The sequence below is a fragment of the Comamonas suwonensis genome, assembly GCF_012844455.2.
Classification (GTDB): Bacteria; Pseudomonadota; Gammaproteobacteria; order Burkholderiales; family Burkholderiaceae_C; genus Comamonas; species Comamonas suwonensis.
This window is the reverse complement of record NZ_JABBCQ020000002.1, coordinates 286,209-303,154: the sequence shown is the minus strand read 5'-3', so window position 1 is coordinate 303,154 and position 16,946 is coordinate 286,209. Positions and strand designations below refer to the sequence as shown.

The following is a 16,946-nucleotide window of genomic DNA, read 5'->3' as shown; positions in this document are numbered from 1 at the left end:
ACGATAGCACCTGTGGCCTGGTCGCAGTATTTGCATTGACTATGCATGAGGCGGCAGCAGGGCCGCGTAAGCACGGCCCATGGGTCGGCCCAGCTTAGTTGGCAGACTTGTTCTGGGCCGAGCGGTCGTGCGTCACTTCTGTAGCGCGCAACTCTGGTGCCAGGCCGTTGAGCACGGCGTTCACATACTTGTGACCGTCGGTGCCGCCAAATTCCTTGGCCAGCTCGATGCACTCGTTGAGCACCACGCGCCATGGCACGTCGAGGCAGTTCTGGAACTCGTACACGCCAATCCACATGCAGGCATGTTCGACGGGTGAGATTTCGGCCAAGCCACGGTCCAGCTTGGGTGCAATCAATGCGTCCAGAGCGGCTTCGCTTTCGGCACAGCCGCGAAGCAGGGCGTCGTAGTGCACCACGTCGGCCTTGTGAAAGCCAGCCAGGTCGCGCGTGAATCGGTCGATCTCCAGGATTTCGTTGCGGCCAACAATGTGCTGGTACAGGCCTTGCAGCGCAAATTCACGTGCGCGGCTGCGGTTGGATTTGGAGCCCGCCTTGCGCGCGCCGGTGCTGGTCAGGCCCGTGCGGCTTTGGCGAGTAGGTCGGCCGGAGGCCGACGAGCTGGATTGTTCGTCACTCATGATTGTCGTAAGAGTTGAGCAGATTGGCCATTTCCACGGCAACACGGGCGGCATCGCGACCCTTGTCCACCTGGCGGGCAATGGCTTGCTCCATGTTTTCAGTGGTGATGATCGCATTGGCGATCGGCAGGCGGTAGTCCAGGGACAGGCGTGTAACGCCCGAGCCCGATTCATTGGCTACCAGCTCGAAGTGGTATGTCTCCCCACGGATGATGCAGCCCAGCGCCACTAGGGCGTCGTACTGATCGGTGTCGGCCAGTGTCTGCAGGGCCACGGGCACTTCCAATGCGCCGGGGACTGTGACATGGTCGATGTTCTCGGACTTCACACCCAGTGCCAGCAGCTCATCGCGGCAGGAGGCAAAGAGGGTGTTGGTAATGCTTTCGTTGAAGCGAGCTTGCACGATGCCGATCTTCAGATCAGCGCCGTTCATGTTCAGGCCTTGGCCTTGTTCTGCGTTTTGCATCTTGTATTTTCCGTCTCTTATGCTTTGGGGATGTAGCCGGTGATTTCCAGTCCGTAGCCAGCCATGCTGGGCATGCGACGGGGTTGGCCCATCAGCTGCATCTTGCTCACGCCGACTTCGCGCAGAATCTGCGCGCCCACACCATAGGTGCGCAGGTCCATGCGGCCGCGTTCGGGGGCCTGGGCAGATCGTGCCTTGCCTTCAAACTGGGTCAGCAACTCGTCGCCGGATTCGCTGCAGTTGAGCAGCACGGCCACGCCCTGGCCGTTGTCGGCAATGTATTTCAGGCTTTCATCTAGGCACCATGAGTGCTGGTTGCGGCCCACTTCCAGTACGTCCAGCACCGACAGAGGCTCGTGGACGCGAACGGGTACGGTGTTGTTGGTCTGCCATTCGCCCTTGACCAGCGCCAGGTGCACGGAGCCGCTGGGTACGTCGCGGAAGGCGTGGGCGATGAACTCGCCGTGGGCCGTCTGCATGGGGCGGCTGCCCACCTTTTGCAGCAGCGATTCATTGCGGCTGCGGTATTCGATCAGGTCGGCAATGGTGCCTATCTTGATGCCATGCTCGGCGCAGAACAGCTGCAAATCGGGCAAACGGGCCATGGTGCCGTCGTCTTTCATGATCTCGCAGATCACGGAGGAGGGCGAGCAGCCTGCCAGAGCGGCCAAGTCGCAACCGGCTTCGGTGTGACCCGCGCGCATGAGCACGCCGCCATCAACGGCTTGCAGCGGGAATATGTGGCCGGGCTGAACCAGATCGGTAGGCTGGCTGTTCTTGTCCACGGCCACTTGAATGGTGCGGGCGCGGTCAGCGGCGGAGATGCCGGTGGTCACGCCTTCGGCGGCTTCAATGGAAATGGTGAAGGCTGTGCTGTATACCGTGCCATTGCGCGCGGCCATGGGCGGCAGCTTCAAGAATTCGCAGCGCTCGCGGGTCAGCGTCAGGCAGATCAGGCCACGGCCAAAACGGGCCATGAAGTTGATGGCTTCGGGCGTGACATGGTCCGATGCCAGCACCAGATCACCTTCGTTTTCACGATCTTCCTCATCAACGAGAACGACCATACGGCCTGCGCGCATTTCCGCCACGATGTCTTCGACGGGCGAGATGGGCACGGGTTGGAGGGAGCTGTTCATGGAATGCCTTCTTGGACGTGATCTTGATGCGATGCAAGCAGTCAGGGCTGGCGCACGACACGCACCAGTGAGGCATTGCCAGTGCCGCCTAAGAGAGGAGGGGCGATGGCAGGACTTCCAAAGAACGTGTGAAGCGGGTAAGCCGCTTTCTGCAGGGCAAGGCCTTGCGGAAAACATCCATTCTATTGCAGTGCGAGCTTTCAGTGCAGTAGTTACCCCATGAAACCATGATGTAGTACAAGCAGGCTCTGAAATGGACATAACCCAATGTTGAGGCAGCAAGCAACAGCTGCCTCGCGGCGAGACTGCAGTCCCCCTTCAATGGGGGAAGCCGCAAAGCGGCTCAGGAGGCATCCATCAGCACTACATCGCTTTCAGGAAAAGCGCAACAGGGCAGCACATAGCCCTCGGCCTTCTCTTCGGGTGTCAGGCCCGGCCATTCAATGTCATAGCGCACACTGCCCGACACCATCTGGCCCAGACAGGTGCGGCAAGTACCGTTGCGACAGGAGCTGGGCCAGTCCACGCCGCCGCCTTCCAGAGAGTCCAGCAGGGACTGGTCAGCCCATGCGTCGACCTGCTGCCCGCTGGGCTCGCACTTGGCAATAAAGAAGGGTGGGGCGAAAGGAGAGTCGTTGGACATGGGGTTGAGAAATCGGACTATGCAAAACCCGTGTTTGTAGCCGGTTTGCCAAGGCCGTGGGGTGGTGATGGATTGCCTGTTTTTTAATCAGATATTTGCAAGTTGTTTGAAATCAATGACTTGTGTGACTTATCCCTGTGGAAGGTTCAGTTGTTCACAAGGATGTTCAGCGCAGGATGGGATAAGTAGCGCTTGGGTGGAAAAAATTGATTAAAAAATAGGCGATATAAAAAAGATTATCCAGATCAAGGGTTTGAGCCTTTATTGCCAAAGCTATTCAGGCTTGTCCACAGGCTTGTTGCTGAAAAATGGGGACAAGGTTGGCGCGAGTGAGAGAGCACTTTTGCTATCTATTTGAAAGCTGCTTGTTCCTGATTTTTATGATTCCCAATCGATTTTCTATCTGGAGGCCATGTGATTCAGGCATAAGAAGCTCTGAAATAAATAGCAGTCTCCTGACTTACCCGCAAGCAGTCGCAAACGCTACGTTGCGCTGCAACATGCCCGCGTACATTGAAGCTCTAAAAGCAATGGTTTGAGCAAGGAGCAAGACATCATGGCAATGGATTTTCAAGGTCGTGTAGCTATCGTGACGGGTGCGGGTGGTGGTCTGGGGCGTTTGCATGCGCTGGCGCTGGCCCGGCGCGGTGCCAAAGTGCTGGTCAACGATCTGGGTGGCTCGGTCGATGGTTCGGGGGGCTCGGCGACTGCCGCGCAAAAAGTGGTCGATGAAATTCGCGCCGCAGGTGGCGAGGCGATTGCCAATGCCGCATCGGTGACGGACTTTGACGCCGTGCAGGCCATGGTCAAACAGGCCATCGCGGCCTGGGGCCGCGTGGATATTCTGGTCAACAACGCAGGCATTCTTCGTGACAAGAGCTTTGCCAAGATGGACATGGCGGACTTTCGCCTCGTTGTCGATGTGCACCTGATGGGCGCTGCCCACTGCTGCAAGGCCGTGTGGCCGTATATGCAAGAGCAGAACTATGGCCGCATCGTGATGACGACCTCGTCCACGGGCCTGTATGGCAATTTTGGTCAGGCCAACTACGGTGCGGCCAAGCTGGCGCAGGTGGGCTTAATGCAGACGCTGGCCATTGAAGGCGCCAAGAGCAATATCCGCGTCAATGCATTGGCGCCCACGGCGGCCACGCGCATGACGGCGGGCCTGCTGCCTGAGCCCGTGCTTGAGGCCCTGAAGCCCGAAGCCGTGGTACCCGCCATGCTGGTGCTGGCCCATGAAACTGCCCCCACGCGCACCATTCTCTGCGCCGGTGCGGGTGGGTTTGAGGCTGCGCATATCACCATGACCGAAGGTGTCTACCTGGGCATGGGCGATCAGGTGCCCGATGAGCTGGCTACGCGTCTGGCTGAAGTCACGGCCAGCGAGGGCCAGCAAGTGCCGGGCAGTGGCGCTGTGCAGGGGCAGGTTGAAGTGGGCAAGGCCATGAAGGCGCACGGCCATTGAGCCGGTTTGTACTGATCTGCTCGTGCTTTGGCGGTGTAAGAAGTGCATCAATAGTCGATTAGCACAGCTGAAAAAAGCCCTCTTGTGAGGGCTTTTTCTGTGTGGGAGTGAGCAGGTGCTCTCTTTTTGTTGCTGATTAAACTGACAATTTTCTGGCTCGTGCGCATGCTTTATGCGCTTCAACAGGCCGAAAAACGTGGTTAAGCGGCCAGCCGCCATCGCGTTTGGTCCGGTTTCTCTATCATTCGCCGACTGGGCGCGATTGGGCAGACGAAGTTTGTCGTCAGCGTCTTCACCAATAAGGTAAACAAGAATGAAGACATCGCAGGCCACCGTGGACATGCCTTCAGCCGAGCGGCTGCTGGGCATTCGTCGCGGTATCGAGAAAGAGGGATTGCGGGCACTGGGCACAGGCTCGCTGGCCCTGACGCCGCACCCGGCCGAGCTGGGCTCGGCTCTCACGCACCCCCACATCACCACCGATTACAGCGAGTCGCAGCTTGAACTCATTACCGGCGCGCGTCTGGGCGTGCAGGAGTGTCTGGATGAGCTGACCGAAGTCCACCAGTTTGTGCTGCGCAATTTGAGCGAGAGCGGTGAGCTGATGTGGAACTCCAGCATGCCCTGCCGCTTGCCCACGGATGAAACCATTCCCCTGGGCCGCTACGGCAGCTCGCACTCGGGCCGCTCCAAGAGCGTGTACCGCATGGGTCTGGGTCACCGCTATGGCCGCCGCATGCAGACCATTTCCGGCATTCACTACAACTGGTCGCTGCCCGGTGTGACTAGCGATCAGTATTTTGCGCTGATTCGCAACTTCCGTCGCAATGCCTTTGTGCTGCTGTACCTGTATGGTGCATCGCCTGCGCTGTGCCCCAGCTTTGTGGAAGGGCGCGAGCACCGCCTGCAGCCGCTCGGCGATGGCAAGGACGCGCTGTATCTGCCCTATGCCACATCGCTGCGCATGGGGCGACTGGGCTATCAGAGCGATGCCCAGTCCACCATCTGCGTCAGCTACAACGGGCTGGAAGGCTATGCCGATTCGCTTCACGAAGCGCTGACCCGCCCTTACGCGGCTTATGAGCAACTGGGCGTACGCAACCCCGGTGGCGACTACAACCAGCTGGGCACCGGCCTGCTGCAGATCGAAAACGAGTTCTACGGAACCATTCGCCCCAAGCGTACCGTGAAAAGCGGCGAGCGCCCGCTGCATGCCCTGCGTGAGCGCGGCGTGGAGTATGTGGAAGTGCGCCTGATGGACATCGACCCGTATGAAACCGTGGGCATTGCCCCGGCCACCATGCGCATGATTGACGTCTTCTTGCTGCACTGCCTGCACACAGACAGCCCTCAGGATACGCCGCAGGAGATTGATGCCCTCAAGCACAACCAGCATCTGGCCGCCGAGCAAGGCCGTGAGCCAGGTCTGACGCTGGAGCGCAATGGCCAGCAGGTGCGGCTGACCGACTGGGCACTTGAAGTGCTGCAGCAATGCCGCCCTTATGCACAGGCGCTGGATGCGGCCCACAACAGCGGTGATTACAGCGCAGCGCTGGAGCAGGCGCTGGCCCGTGTGCAGAACGCGCAGACCACGCCTTCGGCCCATGTGCTGCAAGAGCTGGTGGATGGCTACGACAGCCGCTTTATCGAGTTCATGACCACCCAGTCCGCCAAGGCGCGCGATACCTTGCTGGCCATGCCCTGGACGGCTGAGCAGCAGGCACGCTTTGAACAGATGAGCGCAGAGTCTGTGGCCGCGCAGCAGCGCATTGAAGCTGCCGACACGCTGACTTTTGAAGAGTGGCGCCAGCGCTATATGGACCCGGCCAGCCTGCGCTGATCCATTCAATCGATAGCAGAAAGCGCTTGCAGTCTCTGGGTTGCAGGCGCTTTTTCTGTATGGATGGCGCGGCCGTGTCATCGCGATGTCATCTGTGTTTCATATCGTAACCATCGACGGGTAGCGACACGCTCCCGCGTTTGATGAGCGATATGGCATGTCTTTGAAAAATTTCCAGAATCTTTCCGTGGCGCACAAGATGTGGGCCTTGTTTGTGGGCCTGCTGCTGTGCAGCGTGCTGGTGGCGGGTGGGTTGTTTGGCTATTTGCAGAATGTGGAGCAGCGTGTCAGCGCCGCCGTGCAGGCCACGGACAAGCGCATCAACCTGGCCCTGCGCTGGCAGGCCCTGACGCTGCAAAGCGTAGAGGCGGCCCTGGCCAGCGTGCTTTCGTCGGAAGAGCATTTGATTGCCCAGCTCTCGCAAAAGGCTCGGGGACTGATGGCGCAGGCCAGCGGCTTGCAGCAGCAGGTGCAGGCCGATGCCCAGACCGCGCTGGACCGCGACGGACTCGCCACGGTGGAGCAGGAGCGCAAGGCTGTGCTGGGGATTTATGAACAGGCCTATCAGGCACGCGATCTGGGCAAGGCCTGGGAAGCACAGAAACTGGTGGACGAGCAGCTGATACCTGCGGCTAAGCGCTATGTGCAGGCACAAGATGCCTTCATCGCCGCCCAGCAGCAGCAGCGCCTGAATGCCGAGCAGCAGGGCCGCGCGCAAAGTGCCATTGCCAAGCGTATGGCTGCAGGCGTGGGTCTGTGCGTGGGGTTGCTAGGCGCTCTGCTGTCGCTGGCGACGATCCGTTCCATCACCACGCCCTTGGGTGAGGCCGTGCAGCTGGCGCAGACCATTGCGGCGGGAGATTTGAGCTATGCACCGCAAAGTGTCCGCAGGGATGAACTGGGCCAGCTCATGCAGGCCTTGGCGCAGATGACCCAGCAGCTGCGCGGACTGGTGGGCGAGGTGCAGGGCGGGGTGGAAGCCGTAGCGGCTGCATCCAGCCAGATGGCGCAGGACAACAGCGACCTGTCGGACCGTACCGCCCATGCGGCGGTGCAGCTCAAGGCCACGGTCAGCAGCATTGAGAACATGGTCACCCTGGTCACGCATGCGGCCGACAGCGCCCGGCATGCCGATCAGAGCGCACGCAGCGCAGCCGAAGCCGCAGCCAGCGGCGGCAGTGTGGTGCAGGAAGTGGTGCGCAATATGGAGCACATGGCGCACAGCAGCCAGCAGGTGGCGGCGATTGTGGGCGTGATTGACGGTATCGCCTTTCAGACCAATATCCTGGCGCTGAACGCAGCCGTAGAGGCCGCACGTGCCGGATCGCAAGGCCGTGGCTTTGCCGTGGTGGCGGCCGAGGTGCGGGAGCTGGCCCAGCGCAGCAGCGAGGCGGCCAAGCAGATCCGCCAGCTCATGGAGAACTCCACCAAGCAGATGAAGTCTGGTCAGTCGCTGGCGCTGCAGGCCGGCCAGCGCATGGAGCATATCGTGCGCGATGTGCGTACCGTCAGTGGCCTGATTGCGTCGATCACCGAGGCGGCACAGGCCCAGAATCAGGGCATCGCCCAGATCAGCGATGCCGTGCAGGCGCTCGATCACATGACCAGCCAGAATGCCGGCCTGGTGGCCGAGTCCAGCGCCGCTGCGCGCGAGCTATTCCATCAGGCACAAAGACTGGAGGCGGGAGCCGGACGCTTTCGCATCGATGATCTGGCGCGTCTGGAATGCGTTTCAGGTGCTACGAAAAATGATGGTCAAGCGCACGCTCTGCTTGGGCTGCAGCCTGAAATAGCTTGATTTGATGAGTCAGGGCTCAGACGGCGGCCAGGGCCTCGGCCGCATCTTCCAGCCAGAAGCCTAGAGCGCCGTAATAACCTTCCCACACACAGCCGTTGCAGCCGCGCCCGCAGCAGCTTGTGGGCTCTGGCGGCGGCTTGCGCAATGTGACGGCTGCCTGGGTTGCCCGGCCTTGCCAGAGCGCAATCTGGCTGCGGGCCTGGCTCAGAGGCTGAAGCAAAGCCTCGGTGCTCACTTTTTGAAGCGCACCCACAGATGCTGACCGATAAAGGCCAGGCCCAGCACCAGCGCAAACCAGCCCACGATATGCGACTGGGCAAACAACTGGGCAATGCCGCTTTCGGGCTTGAAGACAGGGGCCAGCAAAATAATGATGCCGATCAATGCAATCGTCAGACCCTTGATCAGAATTTCGTTGCGGGCTTTGGATTTTTGGGGGGCGGAGGGCAGGGGCATAAGCGAGCAGGCAGGTCAGAAAAGCAGGAGGAGATTATCCTTGCGCGCCTGAATTCACTGACATAAAAGGGTGTTTGCGCAAATCAGGCGACCCGCCGCGGCGGCGCGCCGACTCTTGTTCCTGACGCCCACCATAAAGAAAGATCTCTGCTTATGGCCATCCAATGGTTCCCCGGTCACATGCATTTGACGCGTCAGGCCATCATGGAGCGCGTCAAGGATATTGATGTGGTCATCGAGGTTCTGGATGCGCGCTTGCCGGGCTCCAGTGCCAACCCTCTGCTGCAGGAAATGACAGGCCACAAGCCGCGCCTGAAGATTCTGAACAAGCAGGATATGGCCGATCCCACCCAGACCAAGGCCTGGATTGACTGGTACAACGCTCAGAGCGAAACGCGTGCCATCGGGCTTGATGCCTCTGAGCCGGCCCCCACCAAGCGCCTGATCGAGCAGTGCAAGCTGCTGGCACCCACACGCGGCGGTCTGGCCAAGCCCATGCGCGTGCTGATCTGTGGCGTGCCCAACGTGGGAAAGTCCACGCTGATCAACTCCATGAGCGGCAAGACCCAGGCCAAGACCGGCAACGAGGCCGGCGTGACCAAGCTGGAGCAGCGCATTGTGCTGGCCGATGACTTTTACCTGTGGGATACGCCCGGCATGTTGTGGCCGCGCATCATCGTCGAGAAAAGCGGCTTCAACCTGGCCGCCAGCGGTGCCGTGGGTCGCAATGCCTACGATGAAGAGCTGGTGGTACTGGAGCTGCTGCTGTATCTGCAGAAAAACTACGCCGGTATGCTGGCCGCCCGTTACAAGCTGGGCCTGAATGACGAAGAAATTGCAGCGCTTCACGACGATGAGTTGCTGACCCTGATTGGCAAAAAGCGCGGCGCGGTGATGAGCGGTGGCCGTGTGAACCTGCAAAAAGCGGCCGAGCTGGTTCTGACCGACTTCCGCGACGTGACCATTGGCCGCATCACGCTGGAAACGCCTGCAGAGTTTGAAGTCTGGCTGGCTGCGGGTCAGCTCAAGGATGCGGAACGCCAGGCCAAGAAGGATGCTGCTGCGCTGGCACGCAAAAAAGGGCGTAAAGCACGTTTGACCTAGCACTTTTGCCTACGTGCTCAAGCATGAATTTTGTTTAAAACTATTCCCATGAAAATGTTGATAGCTAAAACAAGATGTTCACACTTGAGCCATCCATAGAAAAAGCCAATTCGCCTTCTTTGGCTTATGCCCGGGCGGGGGGGGTGCTAGTCAGTCTCTGGTATTGCTCCATGGGCTGGCTTGCCACTCTTTTTGCGGACCCTGGCCATGCGCGAGTTTGGGCTGGGCCGATTGCCACGGCCATTGCGGCAGTCACCTTGCTGCTGACCTGGCGTGGCTATTGGCGCTGGGGCGCGCGCTGCCTGGTGAGCGGAGCGCTGGCTCTGACGACCTTTCTGGCTTGGATTACGGTGTTTCAGCCGACGGTCAGTGTGCTGATTCTTACCGTGCTGGTGGTGTTCGCGGCATGGACGCTGGGCATTGTTGAAGCGAGCCTGGCGGGCATTGGCGTCATGCTGCTGGGTCTGATGCTGGCCTATAACGGGCATGCCCGCTGGGAGCAGGTGCTATCGATCACGTATGTCATGCTGTTCTTGCTGGGCATCACCTGGCTGATGGTGCAGGGCTATAAGCGCCACCTGAGTGAGTTGAAGTCGTCTTTGATTGCGCTTGAGCAGCACAAGCGTCAGCTGAATGTGCTGTTTCAAGCGGTTGAGCAAAGCACATCCAGCATCATGATCGTCGACGTTGATAAGGGCGCTGAGGTCTATGCCAACCAGAAATATCGTCAGCGCATGGGCCGTGATGACCAAAGTGAGCATGGCCGCCGGGTTACCGGCGCAGGCATGACGGCTGCCCAGCGTGTGTAGATGTGGACGCTGCTGAATGTCGGCAAGACCTGGGAAGATGTGGTGTATCTCGTGCGCGAGAACGGGGCCACTGTGATTGACGAGATGCGCGTGGCACCCGTGCTGGACGAAAGCGATCAACTGGCTTTTTTGGTGGAAACGCGTACGGACATTACGGAAAAGATGGAGGCGGAGAACCGCATCCGTCATTTGCAGCACTACGACGGCCTGACACAGTTACCCAATCGCAAAGGCTTGCTGCACGAGTTGACCGAAATGCTTGAAGCGCAGAGTGAGGCGGAGCTGCATGGCACCGCCAACAACTTCAGCCCCTACCGCAACGGTCATGACTGGCACAGCTTGCTCATCGTTGATATTGACCGCTTTCAGAATTTTGAAAATTCCCGCTCCCGGCTCTGGACAGATGCCTTGCTGCAGGCATTTGTCGCCCGGATGAAAGCCCTGGTGCCAGATGCCGCCATCATGGCCCGTATCCGCGGTAGCCGGTTTGCCGTGGTGGTTAAAGGCGTTGGCAAGGCGCGGCATGAAGCCCGTATCGGAGCCTACGCAGTGGCTCAGGAGCTGCAGCGCGGCCTGAGCCTTGTTCAGGTCACCGGCTTGCCTGAGGGGGCTGAAGCGGTGCAGCTGGCCTGCAGCGTGGGCTTTACCGTGTTCCCGTTTGTGGAGGAGGGGCTGAAGGCTGACAGCGGCGACCATGTGCTGCGCCGCGCCGGGGTGGCTTTGAGCCAGGCACGCCATCAGGGGGGGGATCAGGTCCATGCGTATTCAGAAATACTGGATGAGACCATGCAGCGGCGCATGACGATTGAAAAAGAGCTGTTTGTCGCGATTCAAGAGGGGCAGTTGCGGGCCTTTTTGCAACCCCAGGTCGATATGTATGGTCGAGTGCTGGGGGGGGAGGCTTTGGTGCGCTGGCAGCATCCTGAAAAAGGCATGGTCTCGCCCGGTGAATTCATTCCCGTGGCCGAGGACTGCGGCCTGATTGTGCCGCTGGGCGACTGGATGCTGGAGCAGGTGTGCTTGCTGCTTAACGACCCACGTGTGAGGGCCGCGGGCTATTCGCTCTCTGTGAATGTCAGCCCTCTGCAGTTTCAGCATGCAGACTTTGTGGAGAAGGTCAAAAGTGCAATACAGCGCTCTGGCATAGATCCGCGCAAGTTGACGCTGGAAGTGACAGAGAGCTTGCTGCTCAGTGATGTGGATCACGCCATTCAGAAAATGGTGAACCTGGTGGCCTTGGGTGTGCAGTTCGCTCTGGATGATTTTGGGACGGGCTACTCATCACTGGCCTATCTGATGCGCTTGCCTATTCAGGAGCTCAAGCTCGATCAGGTCTTTATCCGCGATCTGCGGGTCAATGCAGAAAGCCGGGTGCTGGTTGAGGCCATCCTTATGCTGGCCAAGGCCAAAGGCCTGCGAGTGGTGGCCGAAGGCGTGGAAGAGCTGGAGCAGGCCGAGCTGCTGCGAGCGCTTGAACCCAGCATTCTGTGCCAGGGCTACTGGTTCAGCCGCCCGGTGCTAGCCGAGGAGTGGATGGCCAATCCTGCTCTGGCTCACACTGAGAGTCCTGGGCCCAATCCCGTTCTAGGTTGCTTGACCGATTGAAATAATCGAGAACAGCTTCTAGCATTCGAGATCTTCATTGAGTGCCAAAGGGCTTGCATGCAGCGTCATTTTGTCGAGGCCGGATACCGCTTACCCATGCGGCGCATGGTGTGGCTGGGCTGCCTGTGGATGCTGGGTCTTGGCGCATTGATGACGCTGGTGGGGTGGCTCAGCCCTTCCATTGATCCTCAGGTAATGGTCATTACGCTGGCCATCACGGTGCTGTCACTGGTGTGCATGGGACTGGCGCGCGCCAGGCAGTGGGATTGGGTGGTGCGCTGCTTTGTCTGGGGGCACTGGCTGCTGAGCTTGCTGCTGGTTTGGCGTGCTGGCGGCTTTTACAGCTCGGCGGTGATTGCTTTTCCGGCCTGGCTGGTGATTGCGGTCTGGATGTTGGGGCTGCGTGCTTCATTGCTGATGTTTGCGGCGTCTATTACGGCTCTGGGTGTTTTCTGGTGGTTTTTTCCGATGATCGACCGCCCTGCAGCCATGCAGTCCACGGCAGCGCAGATGGGTTTGATTTATGTGCCGGGCATGCTGGTGCTGGTGCTGATGATCAGCCTGCAGGCGCGATTAATTCTTGGCCGCCGGGTGCAAAAAGGGCAGGCAATGCTGGCCACTCTTCAAGCCAGCCAGAATGAGCTGCGCAAGTTCTACCTCGCAGTCCAGCAAAACCCTGAGAGCATCGTTATCACCGATACCGAGCTCAAGGTGGTCTATGTCAACGATGCCTTTCTGGTCCGCTCTGGCTACAAGCGCGAGCAGGTGTTGGGCCAGTCCACTGAACTGGTTTCTACCATTGGCATGGACCTTGGCAGCCGTCAGCGTGCGCTGGCGCAGCTGGCCTCGGGCACGATCTGGCGCGGAGAGATGACCAATCGCGCCAGCAATGGTGAGGCGCTGCGTGAATCCTTACTGGTCGTGCCCATTCGCACGCCACAGGGCGAGGTCGTCAACTACGTGGAACTCAAGCGCGACTTGTCCGAGCGCGTGCTGGCAGAGCGCCATATTCACGATCTGGTCTATCTGGATTCGCTCACCGGCCTGCCAAACCGCCATTCGCTCACCTTGCACCTGCGCGAGCTCATTCATACCCAGCAGGGCGACTGCCATGGTTTGCTGTTGCTGGATGTGGACCGCTTCTCTGTGTTCAACGATGTGCATGGCATGCAGCACAGCGATGAACTGGTGCAGGCGATGGGAGCCAGACTGGTGGAGGTTCTGCCCGACGATACCTGGATAGCGCGGATTGCGGCTGCTGAGTTTGCTATTGTTTTTGCTAGCTTGCACCCTCATGCAGAGGGGGTGGAAGAGCAACTGCGGCAATATGCGCACACCTTGAAGAAGGCCTTGCAAAAGCCCTTCAGTCTCAATAGCTGGGTGGAAACCGAGCTGGTCAGCTGCTGTATGGGCGGGGTGGTGCTGGAGCCCGCCAGCCGTGGTGGCAATGGCAATGACGCGCTGCGTTTTGCCAGTGTGGCTCTGCACGAGGCCAAGCAAAAAGGGCCGGGCAGTCTGGTGCTGTTTGAGCCCCGCATGGCGCAGGATGTGCACCGCCGCGTGCGCATCGCCAAAGACTTGCACAACGGCATCCCCCAGGGGGAGTTGCGCATGTATCTGCAGACCCAGGCCGATGCACGCGGCCGCTGCGTGGGGGCTGAAGTGCTGGTGCGCTGGCAGCACCCGAAGTGGGGGCTGGTCAGCCCGGCGGAGTTCATTCCGGTAGCAGAGGAGTCTGAGCTGATCGTGCGGCTGGGTGACTGGGTTCTGCGCCGGGCCTGCTTGCTGCTGGCAACGCCCGCACTGGCCGGGCGCGGGCTGCGGCTGTCGGTCAACGTCAGCGCTTTTCAGTTCGGGCATGAGGACTTCATGTCATCGCTGGAGCAGGTGTTGCAAGAGACCGGTGCCAATCCGCACCAGCTGACGCTGGAAATTACCGAAGGCGCGGTGGTGCGTGATCTTGATCAGGCCCGCACGCGCATCGAGGCGCTGACCCGCATGGGCATAGAGGCTTCTCTGGATGACTTTGGTACCGGCTACTCCAGCATGTACAGCTTGCAGCGCCTGCCGATTCAGGAGCTCAAGATTGACCAGAGCTTTGTGAGCGGCAGCCACCGATCAGAGAAAGATGCCGCCTTGGTTGAGGCCATGCTGCTGATGGCGCGCCGCCTGCAACTGCGGGTCGTGGCTGAAGGGGTGGAGTTGTCTGAGCAGGCGCTGCAGCTCACGCAATGGAACCCGGACATCGTTTTGCAAGGCATGCTGCTCGGCAAGCCCCTGCCAGAGCAGGAGTGGCTGTCCAAGGTGCTGGGCGTTGACCAAGGCGGTACTCAATCTGCCGCTGAAAAGACATGAAAAAGCCCGCACCCATTGCTGGATGCGGGCTGGAGGCTATGAATAGCGTAGTTGGCCTGATGCCTTAAGCGGCTGGCTGCTCGAAGTAGCGACGTGCCAGCAAGTCCCAGAACTTGGAGCCGCGACCGATGTTGTCATCGTTGAAGTCGTAGGCCGGGTTGTGCAGGCTCACGCCGGGCTGGTCGCCCTTGGCATTGCCAATCCAGCCATAGGCGCCGGGCACGGCTTCGAGCATGAAGCCGAAGTCTTCGGAGGTCATGGCGGGCAGCACGTCGTCAAATGCGTTGTCATTGCCGACCACTTCACGCATCACGGCAGCCATGAACTTGGCTTCTCTGGCGTGGTTGGTGGTATTGGGGTAGGAGCCGGGACGCAGCGTGAACTCGGCGGTGCACAGATGGGCGGCGGCGACATGGCTGCTGATGCGCTTGAGACCCTCGATAAACATCTCGCGCGTCTCCTTCTTCAAGGTGCGCACGGTGCCCGCAATGATGGCGTCATCGGGAATGATGTTTTCCACGGTGCCACTGGTGATCTTGCCTACGGTGAGCACGGCCGAGTCCAGCGGATCGGTGCTGCGCGAAACCAGGGTCTGCAGCTGGGTCACGATGGCGCAGGCCACGGGAATCGGGTCCAGCGTGGTGTGGGGCATGGCCGCATGGCCGCCCTTGCCGTGGACCTTGATCTGAAAGCGCAGCGTGGAGGCCATGATGGGGCCCACGCGCACGGCCATTTGACCTGCGGGAAGCGAGGGCCAGTTGTGCAGCGCAAACACGGCTTCGCAGGGGAATCTCTCGAACAGGCCGTCGTCCATCATGGCCTTGGCACCCGCTCCGCCTTCTTCGGCGGGTTGGAAGATCAGGTGCACCGTGCCATCAAAGTCGGGGTGCTGCGCCAGCGTGGTCGCTGCGCCCAGCAGCATGGTGGTATGACCGTCGTGACCGCAGGCATGCATGCGGCCCTTGTTCTGGCTGATGTGGCCGAAGGTGTTGATTTCCGTGACGGGCAGGGCGTCCATGTCGGCGCGGATACCGATGCTGCGACCGGGGTTGTCCTTGCTGCGGCCCTTGCCGTAAATGCTGGCGACGATGCCAGTCTGTCCCAGGCCCCGGTGCACGGTCAGACCGAGGGCTGTGAGGTATGCGGCGACTTTGTCGCCTGTGCGGTGCTCTTCGTACTTGAGCTCAGGATTTGCGTGCAGATCGCGACGGAAACTGAGCAAGGTGCCGAGGTGAGGTGTGATATCGGGAGTAGATCGCATACAGGGGCCGCGGAGCACCCAGCGCTATAACTGTCATGGCAAGCGAGCGAGGCGGGCCTGCCGGTGACCGCAGCATTTCAATAGCAAGACCCCCATCATAGGCGTATGCGAAGGCGGGGGGCTTAGGTAGATACCGACATCAGGGGCATCAAGGCGTGTGCTAGCCAAGCCAGTAGCAAGTGGTGACTTACCAAAAATTGCATGCCATTTTGGACTTCAAGAAGCGTTCATCGCACCCTGCTGTGGCTGCGGCAAAGCCCGCGCAATGCCGCGCTGCACGGCAAACGGCGAAAATAGACGAATATGACCGCCCTGAACGCCAAACTCCCCCTGTTCCAGCAGCTGCTGGTGCGTCCTGATCGCAATGATCCCAACCCACTCATTCTTTATCATGGCCGCCGCTGCCCCGATGGTTTTGGTGCAGCGCTGGCTGCCTGGCTGTTCTACGAAGGTCAGGCTGAGTTCCGGGGGCTCGATCATGGCGAGATTCAGACCGCTGATGACCTCGGCGACCTGACAGGCCGCGCGGTGTATGTGCTGGACTTCGCTTTTGAGCCCGTGCTGATGGCCGAGATCGAATCGCGTGTGGCCAAGCTGGTGGTGCTGGACCACCACAAGAGCGCCGCTGAAAAGCTCAGTGGCTATCAGTGCCGCTGCGGTGTGGTGCACTTTGACATGAACAAGTCCGGCGCTCGCCTGGGCTGGGAGTTCTTCCAGTCTGACAAGCCTGTGCCAGGCCTGATTCGTTACATCGAAGACCGCGACATCTGGAAGTGGGAGTTTGCCGAAAGCGCAGCCTTCCTCGCCGCGCTGGACATGGAGCCGGTGCGCAGCTTTGAGCGCTGGGCCGAAATTGCCGCTTTCACGCCCGAGCAGGAAGCTGTTTACATGGCCCGTGGCGGTGCCATGGACGAGAAGTTTCAGAAGCTGTGCGCCGACATTGCCGATGGCGCTCAGGTGCTGGTCTTCAACGGCAAGCAGGGCCTGATGGTCAACTGCCCTGGCATGTTCCACAGCCAGGTGGGCGACCTGCTGGCCCGCAAGAGCGGCAGCTTTGCCCTGATGTGGCATGCCAATCACAAGGGCACCAAGGTGGGCCTGCGTTCGCGTTCGGACTTCAACTGCATTCCGCTGGCCGAAAGTTTCGGCGGCGGCGGTCACGCACAGGCCTGCGGTTTCAAGATGCCCAATGAGCGCCTGGTCGAGCTGCTGCAGGGTGGACTCAGGGCCGACCTCGAAACCGAGTATGAGTTTGTGGCTGCGCCCAGCCTGCAGTTTGACGAAGAGGGTAAGTGGATTCGTGAAACGCCCAAGGCTGCGCTTTAATTCATAAAAAATCATAGCTGCGAGTGCTTGATGGAT

General features: G+C 60.0%; 15 protein-coding genes. 8 read left to right on the top strand and 7 right to left on the bottom strand.

Annotated elements, in window-relative coordinates; translation table 11 throughout:
- Positions 1-94: 94 nt before the first annotated feature.
- The 4 genes from nusB to HF327_RS03505 form a co-directional block, all read right to left on the bottom strand.
- Positions 95-640: a transcription antitermination factor NusB gene (gene nusB, locus HF327_RS03520; protein WP_169106903.1), complete on the bottom strand. Its 546-nt coding sequence runs from the start codon at positions 638-640 to the stop codon at positions 95-97.
- Complete coding sequence (ribH, locus tag HF327_RS03515; protein WP_169106902.1) at positions 633-1,106, bottom strand: 6,7-dimethyl-8-ribityllumazine synthase; 474 nt, start codon at positions 1,104-1,106, stop codon at positions 633-635. The genes nusB and ribH overlap by 8 nt, the downstream gene beginning before the upstream one ends.
- 17 nt (positions 1,107-1,123) lie before the next feature.
- Positions 1,124-2,245 (bottom strand): bifunctional 3,4-dihydroxy-2-butanone-4-phosphate synthase/GTP cyclohydrolase II, encoded by a 1,122-nt coding sequence (gene ribBA, locus HF327_RS03510; RefSeq protein ID WP_169106901.1) that lies wholly within the window; start codon positions 2,243-2,245, stop codon positions 1,124-1,126.
- A 343-nt stretch (positions 2,246-2,588) separates the two neighbouring features.
- A complete protein-coding gene (locus tag HF327_RS03505; protein ID WP_169106900.1) occupies positions 2,589-2,888 on the bottom strand; it encodes a 2Fe-2S iron-sulfur cluster-binding protein in 300 nt (99 codons plus the stop codon).
- A gap of 556 nt (positions 2,889-3,444) precedes the next feature.
- Here HF327_RS03505 and HF327_RS03500 point away from each other — a divergent pair.
- The 3 genes from HF327_RS03500 to HF327_RS03490 all read left to right on the top strand — a co-directional run bounded on the left by HF327_RS03500 (position 3,445) and on the right by HF327_RS03490 (position 7,994).
- The gene (locus tag HF327_RS03500) at positions 3,445-4,356 is read left to right on the top strand and encodes an SDR family NAD(P)-dependent oxidoreductase (RefSeq protein ID WP_169106899.1); all 912 of its coding nucleotides are present in this window, start codon (positions 3,445-3,447) and stop codon (positions 4,354-4,356) included.
- A gap of 313 nt (positions 4,357-4,669) precedes the next feature.
- Positions 4,670-6,196 carry a glutamate--cysteine ligase gene (gshA, locus tag HF327_RS03495; protein ID WP_169106898.1) on the top strand — a complete coding sequence of 509 codons (1,527 nt, stop codon included), beginning with the start codon at positions 4,670-4,672 and terminating at the stop codon, positions 6,194-6,196.
- A gap of 157 nt (positions 6,197-6,353) precedes the next feature.
- Positions 6,354-7,994, top strand: coding sequence for a methyl-accepting chemotaxis protein (locus HF327_RS03490; protein ID WP_236024028.1), 1,641 nt, complete (start codon positions 6,354-6,356; stop codon positions 7,992-7,994).
- Between the two features lie 16 nt (positions 7,995-8,010).
- Here the strand turns inward: HF327_RS03490 and HF327_RS03485 are convergent, their stop codons facing one another.
- Together HF327_RS03485 and HF327_RS03480 are read right to left on the bottom strand one after the other, a co-directional pair.
- Positions 8,011-8,229, bottom strand: a complete 219-nt coding sequence (locus tag HF327_RS03485; RefSeq protein ID WP_198460398.1) for an oxidoreductase-like domain-containing protein — start codon at positions 8,227-8,229, stop codon at positions 8,011-8,013.
- Positions 8,226-8,450 (bottom strand): hypothetical protein, encoded by a 225-nt coding sequence (locus HF327_RS03480; RefSeq protein WP_099736288.1) that lies wholly within the window; start codon positions 8,448-8,450, stop codon positions 8,226-8,228. The genes HF327_RS03485 and HF327_RS03480 overlap by 4 nt, the downstream gene beginning before the upstream one ends.
- 153 nt (positions 8,451-8,603) lie before the next feature.
- Here HF327_RS03480 and ylqF point away from each other — a divergent pair, with 153 nt between their 5' ends.
- From ylqF to HF327_RS03460, 4 genes are all read left to right on the top strand, one after another.
- The gene (gene ylqF, locus HF327_RS03475) at positions 8,604-9,554 is read left to right on the top strand and encodes a ribosome biogenesis GTPase YlqF (protein ID WP_169106897.1); all 951 of its coding nucleotides are present in this window, start codon (positions 8,604-8,606) and stop codon (positions 9,552-9,554) included.
- Positions 9,555-9,724: 170 nt separating this feature from the next.
- Positions 9,725-10,363, top strand: coding sequence for a hypothetical protein (locus tag HF327_RS03470; protein WP_169106896.1), 639 nt, complete (start codon positions 9,725-9,727; stop codon positions 10,361-10,363).
- Positions 10,364-11,968: a putative bifunctional diguanylate cyclase/phosphodiesterase gene (locus tag HF327_RS03465; protein ID WP_169106895.1), complete on the top strand. Its 1,605-nt coding sequence runs from the start codon at positions 10,364-10,366 to the stop codon at positions 11,966-11,968. It abuts the gene before it with no gap.
- A gap of 57 nt (positions 11,969-12,025) precedes the next feature.
- Positions 12,026-14,323: a putative bifunctional diguanylate cyclase/phosphodiesterase gene (locus HF327_RS03460; RefSeq protein WP_169106894.1), complete on the top strand. Its 2,298-nt coding sequence runs from the start codon at positions 12,026-12,028 to the stop codon at positions 14,321-14,323.
- A 64-nt stretch (positions 14,324-14,387) separates the two neighbouring features.
- Here HF327_RS03460 and HF327_RS03455 read toward each other — a convergent pair whose 3' ends face one another.
- A complete protein-coding gene (locus HF327_RS03455) occupies positions 14,388-15,584 on the bottom strand; it encodes a M20 aminoacylase family protein (RefSeq protein WP_169106893.1) in 1,197 nt (398 codons plus the stop codon).
- 303 nt (positions 15,585-15,887) lie between these two features.
- On the opposite strand from HF327_RS03455, the gene HF327_RS03450 reads away from it, so the two are divergent.
- Positions 15,888-16,910 (top strand): DHH family phosphoesterase, encoded by a 1,023-nt coding sequence (locus HF327_RS03450; protein ID WP_169106892.1) that lies wholly within the window; start codon positions 15,888-15,890, stop codon positions 16,908-16,910.
- The last annotated feature ends 36 nt before the right edge of the window (positions 16,911-16,946 follow it).

Bases quoted from the DNA above. Each gene is read 5' to 3' on its own strand.
- nusB (WP_169106903.1), bottom strand. From the start codon at position 640: ATGAGTGACGAACAATCCAGCTCGTCGGCCTCCGGCCGACCTACTCGC.
- ribH (WP_169106902.1), bottom strand. From the start codon at position 1,106: ATGCAAAACGCAGAACAAGGCCAAGGCCTGAACATGAACGGCGCTGAT.
- ribBA (WP_169106901.1), bottom strand. From the start codon at position 2,245: ATGAACAGCTCCCTCCAACCCGTGCCCATCTCGCCCGTCGAAGACATC.
- HF327_RS03505 (WP_169106900.1), bottom strand. From the start codon at position 2,888: ATGTCCAACGACTCTCCTTTCGCCCCACCCTTCTTTATTGCCAAGTGC.
- HF327_RS03500 (WP_169106899.1), top strand. From the start codon at position 3,445: ATGGCAATGGATTTTCAAGGTCGTGTAGCTATCGTGACGGGTGCGGGT.
- gshA (WP_169106898.1), top strand. From the start codon at position 4,670: ATGAAGACATCGCAGGCCACCGTGGACATGCCTTCAGCCGAGCGGCTG.
- HF327_RS03490 (WP_236024028.1), top strand. From the start codon at position 6,354: ATGTCTTTGAAAAATTTCCAGAATCTTTCCGTGGCGCACAAGATGTGG.
- HF327_RS03480 (WP_099736288.1), bottom strand. From the start codon at position 8,450: ATGCCCCTGCCCTCCGCCCCCCAAAAATCCAAAGCCCGCAACGAAATT.
- ylqF (WP_169106897.1), top strand. From the start codon at position 8,604: ATGGCCATCCAATGGTTCCCCGGTCACATGCATTTGACGCGTCAGGCC.
- HF327_RS03470 (WP_169106896.1), top strand. From the start codon at position 9,725: ATGGGCTGGCTTGCCACTCTTTTTGCGGACCCTGGCCATGCGCGAGTT.
- HF327_RS03465 (WP_169106895.1), top strand. From the start codon at position 10,364: ATGTGGACGCTGCTGAATGTCGGCAAGACCTGGGAAGATGTGGTGTAT.
- HF327_RS03460 (WP_169106894.1), top strand. From the start codon at position 12,026: ATGCAGCGTCATTTTGTCGAGGCCGGATACCGCTTACCCATGCGGCGC.
- HF327_RS03455 (WP_169106893.1), bottom strand. From the start codon at position 15,584: ATGCGATCTACTCCCGATATCACACCTCACCTCGGCACCTTGCTCAGT.
- HF327_RS03450 (WP_169106892.1), top strand. From the start codon at position 15,888: ATGACCGCCCTGAACGCCAAACTCCCCCTGTTCCAGCAGCTGCTGGTG.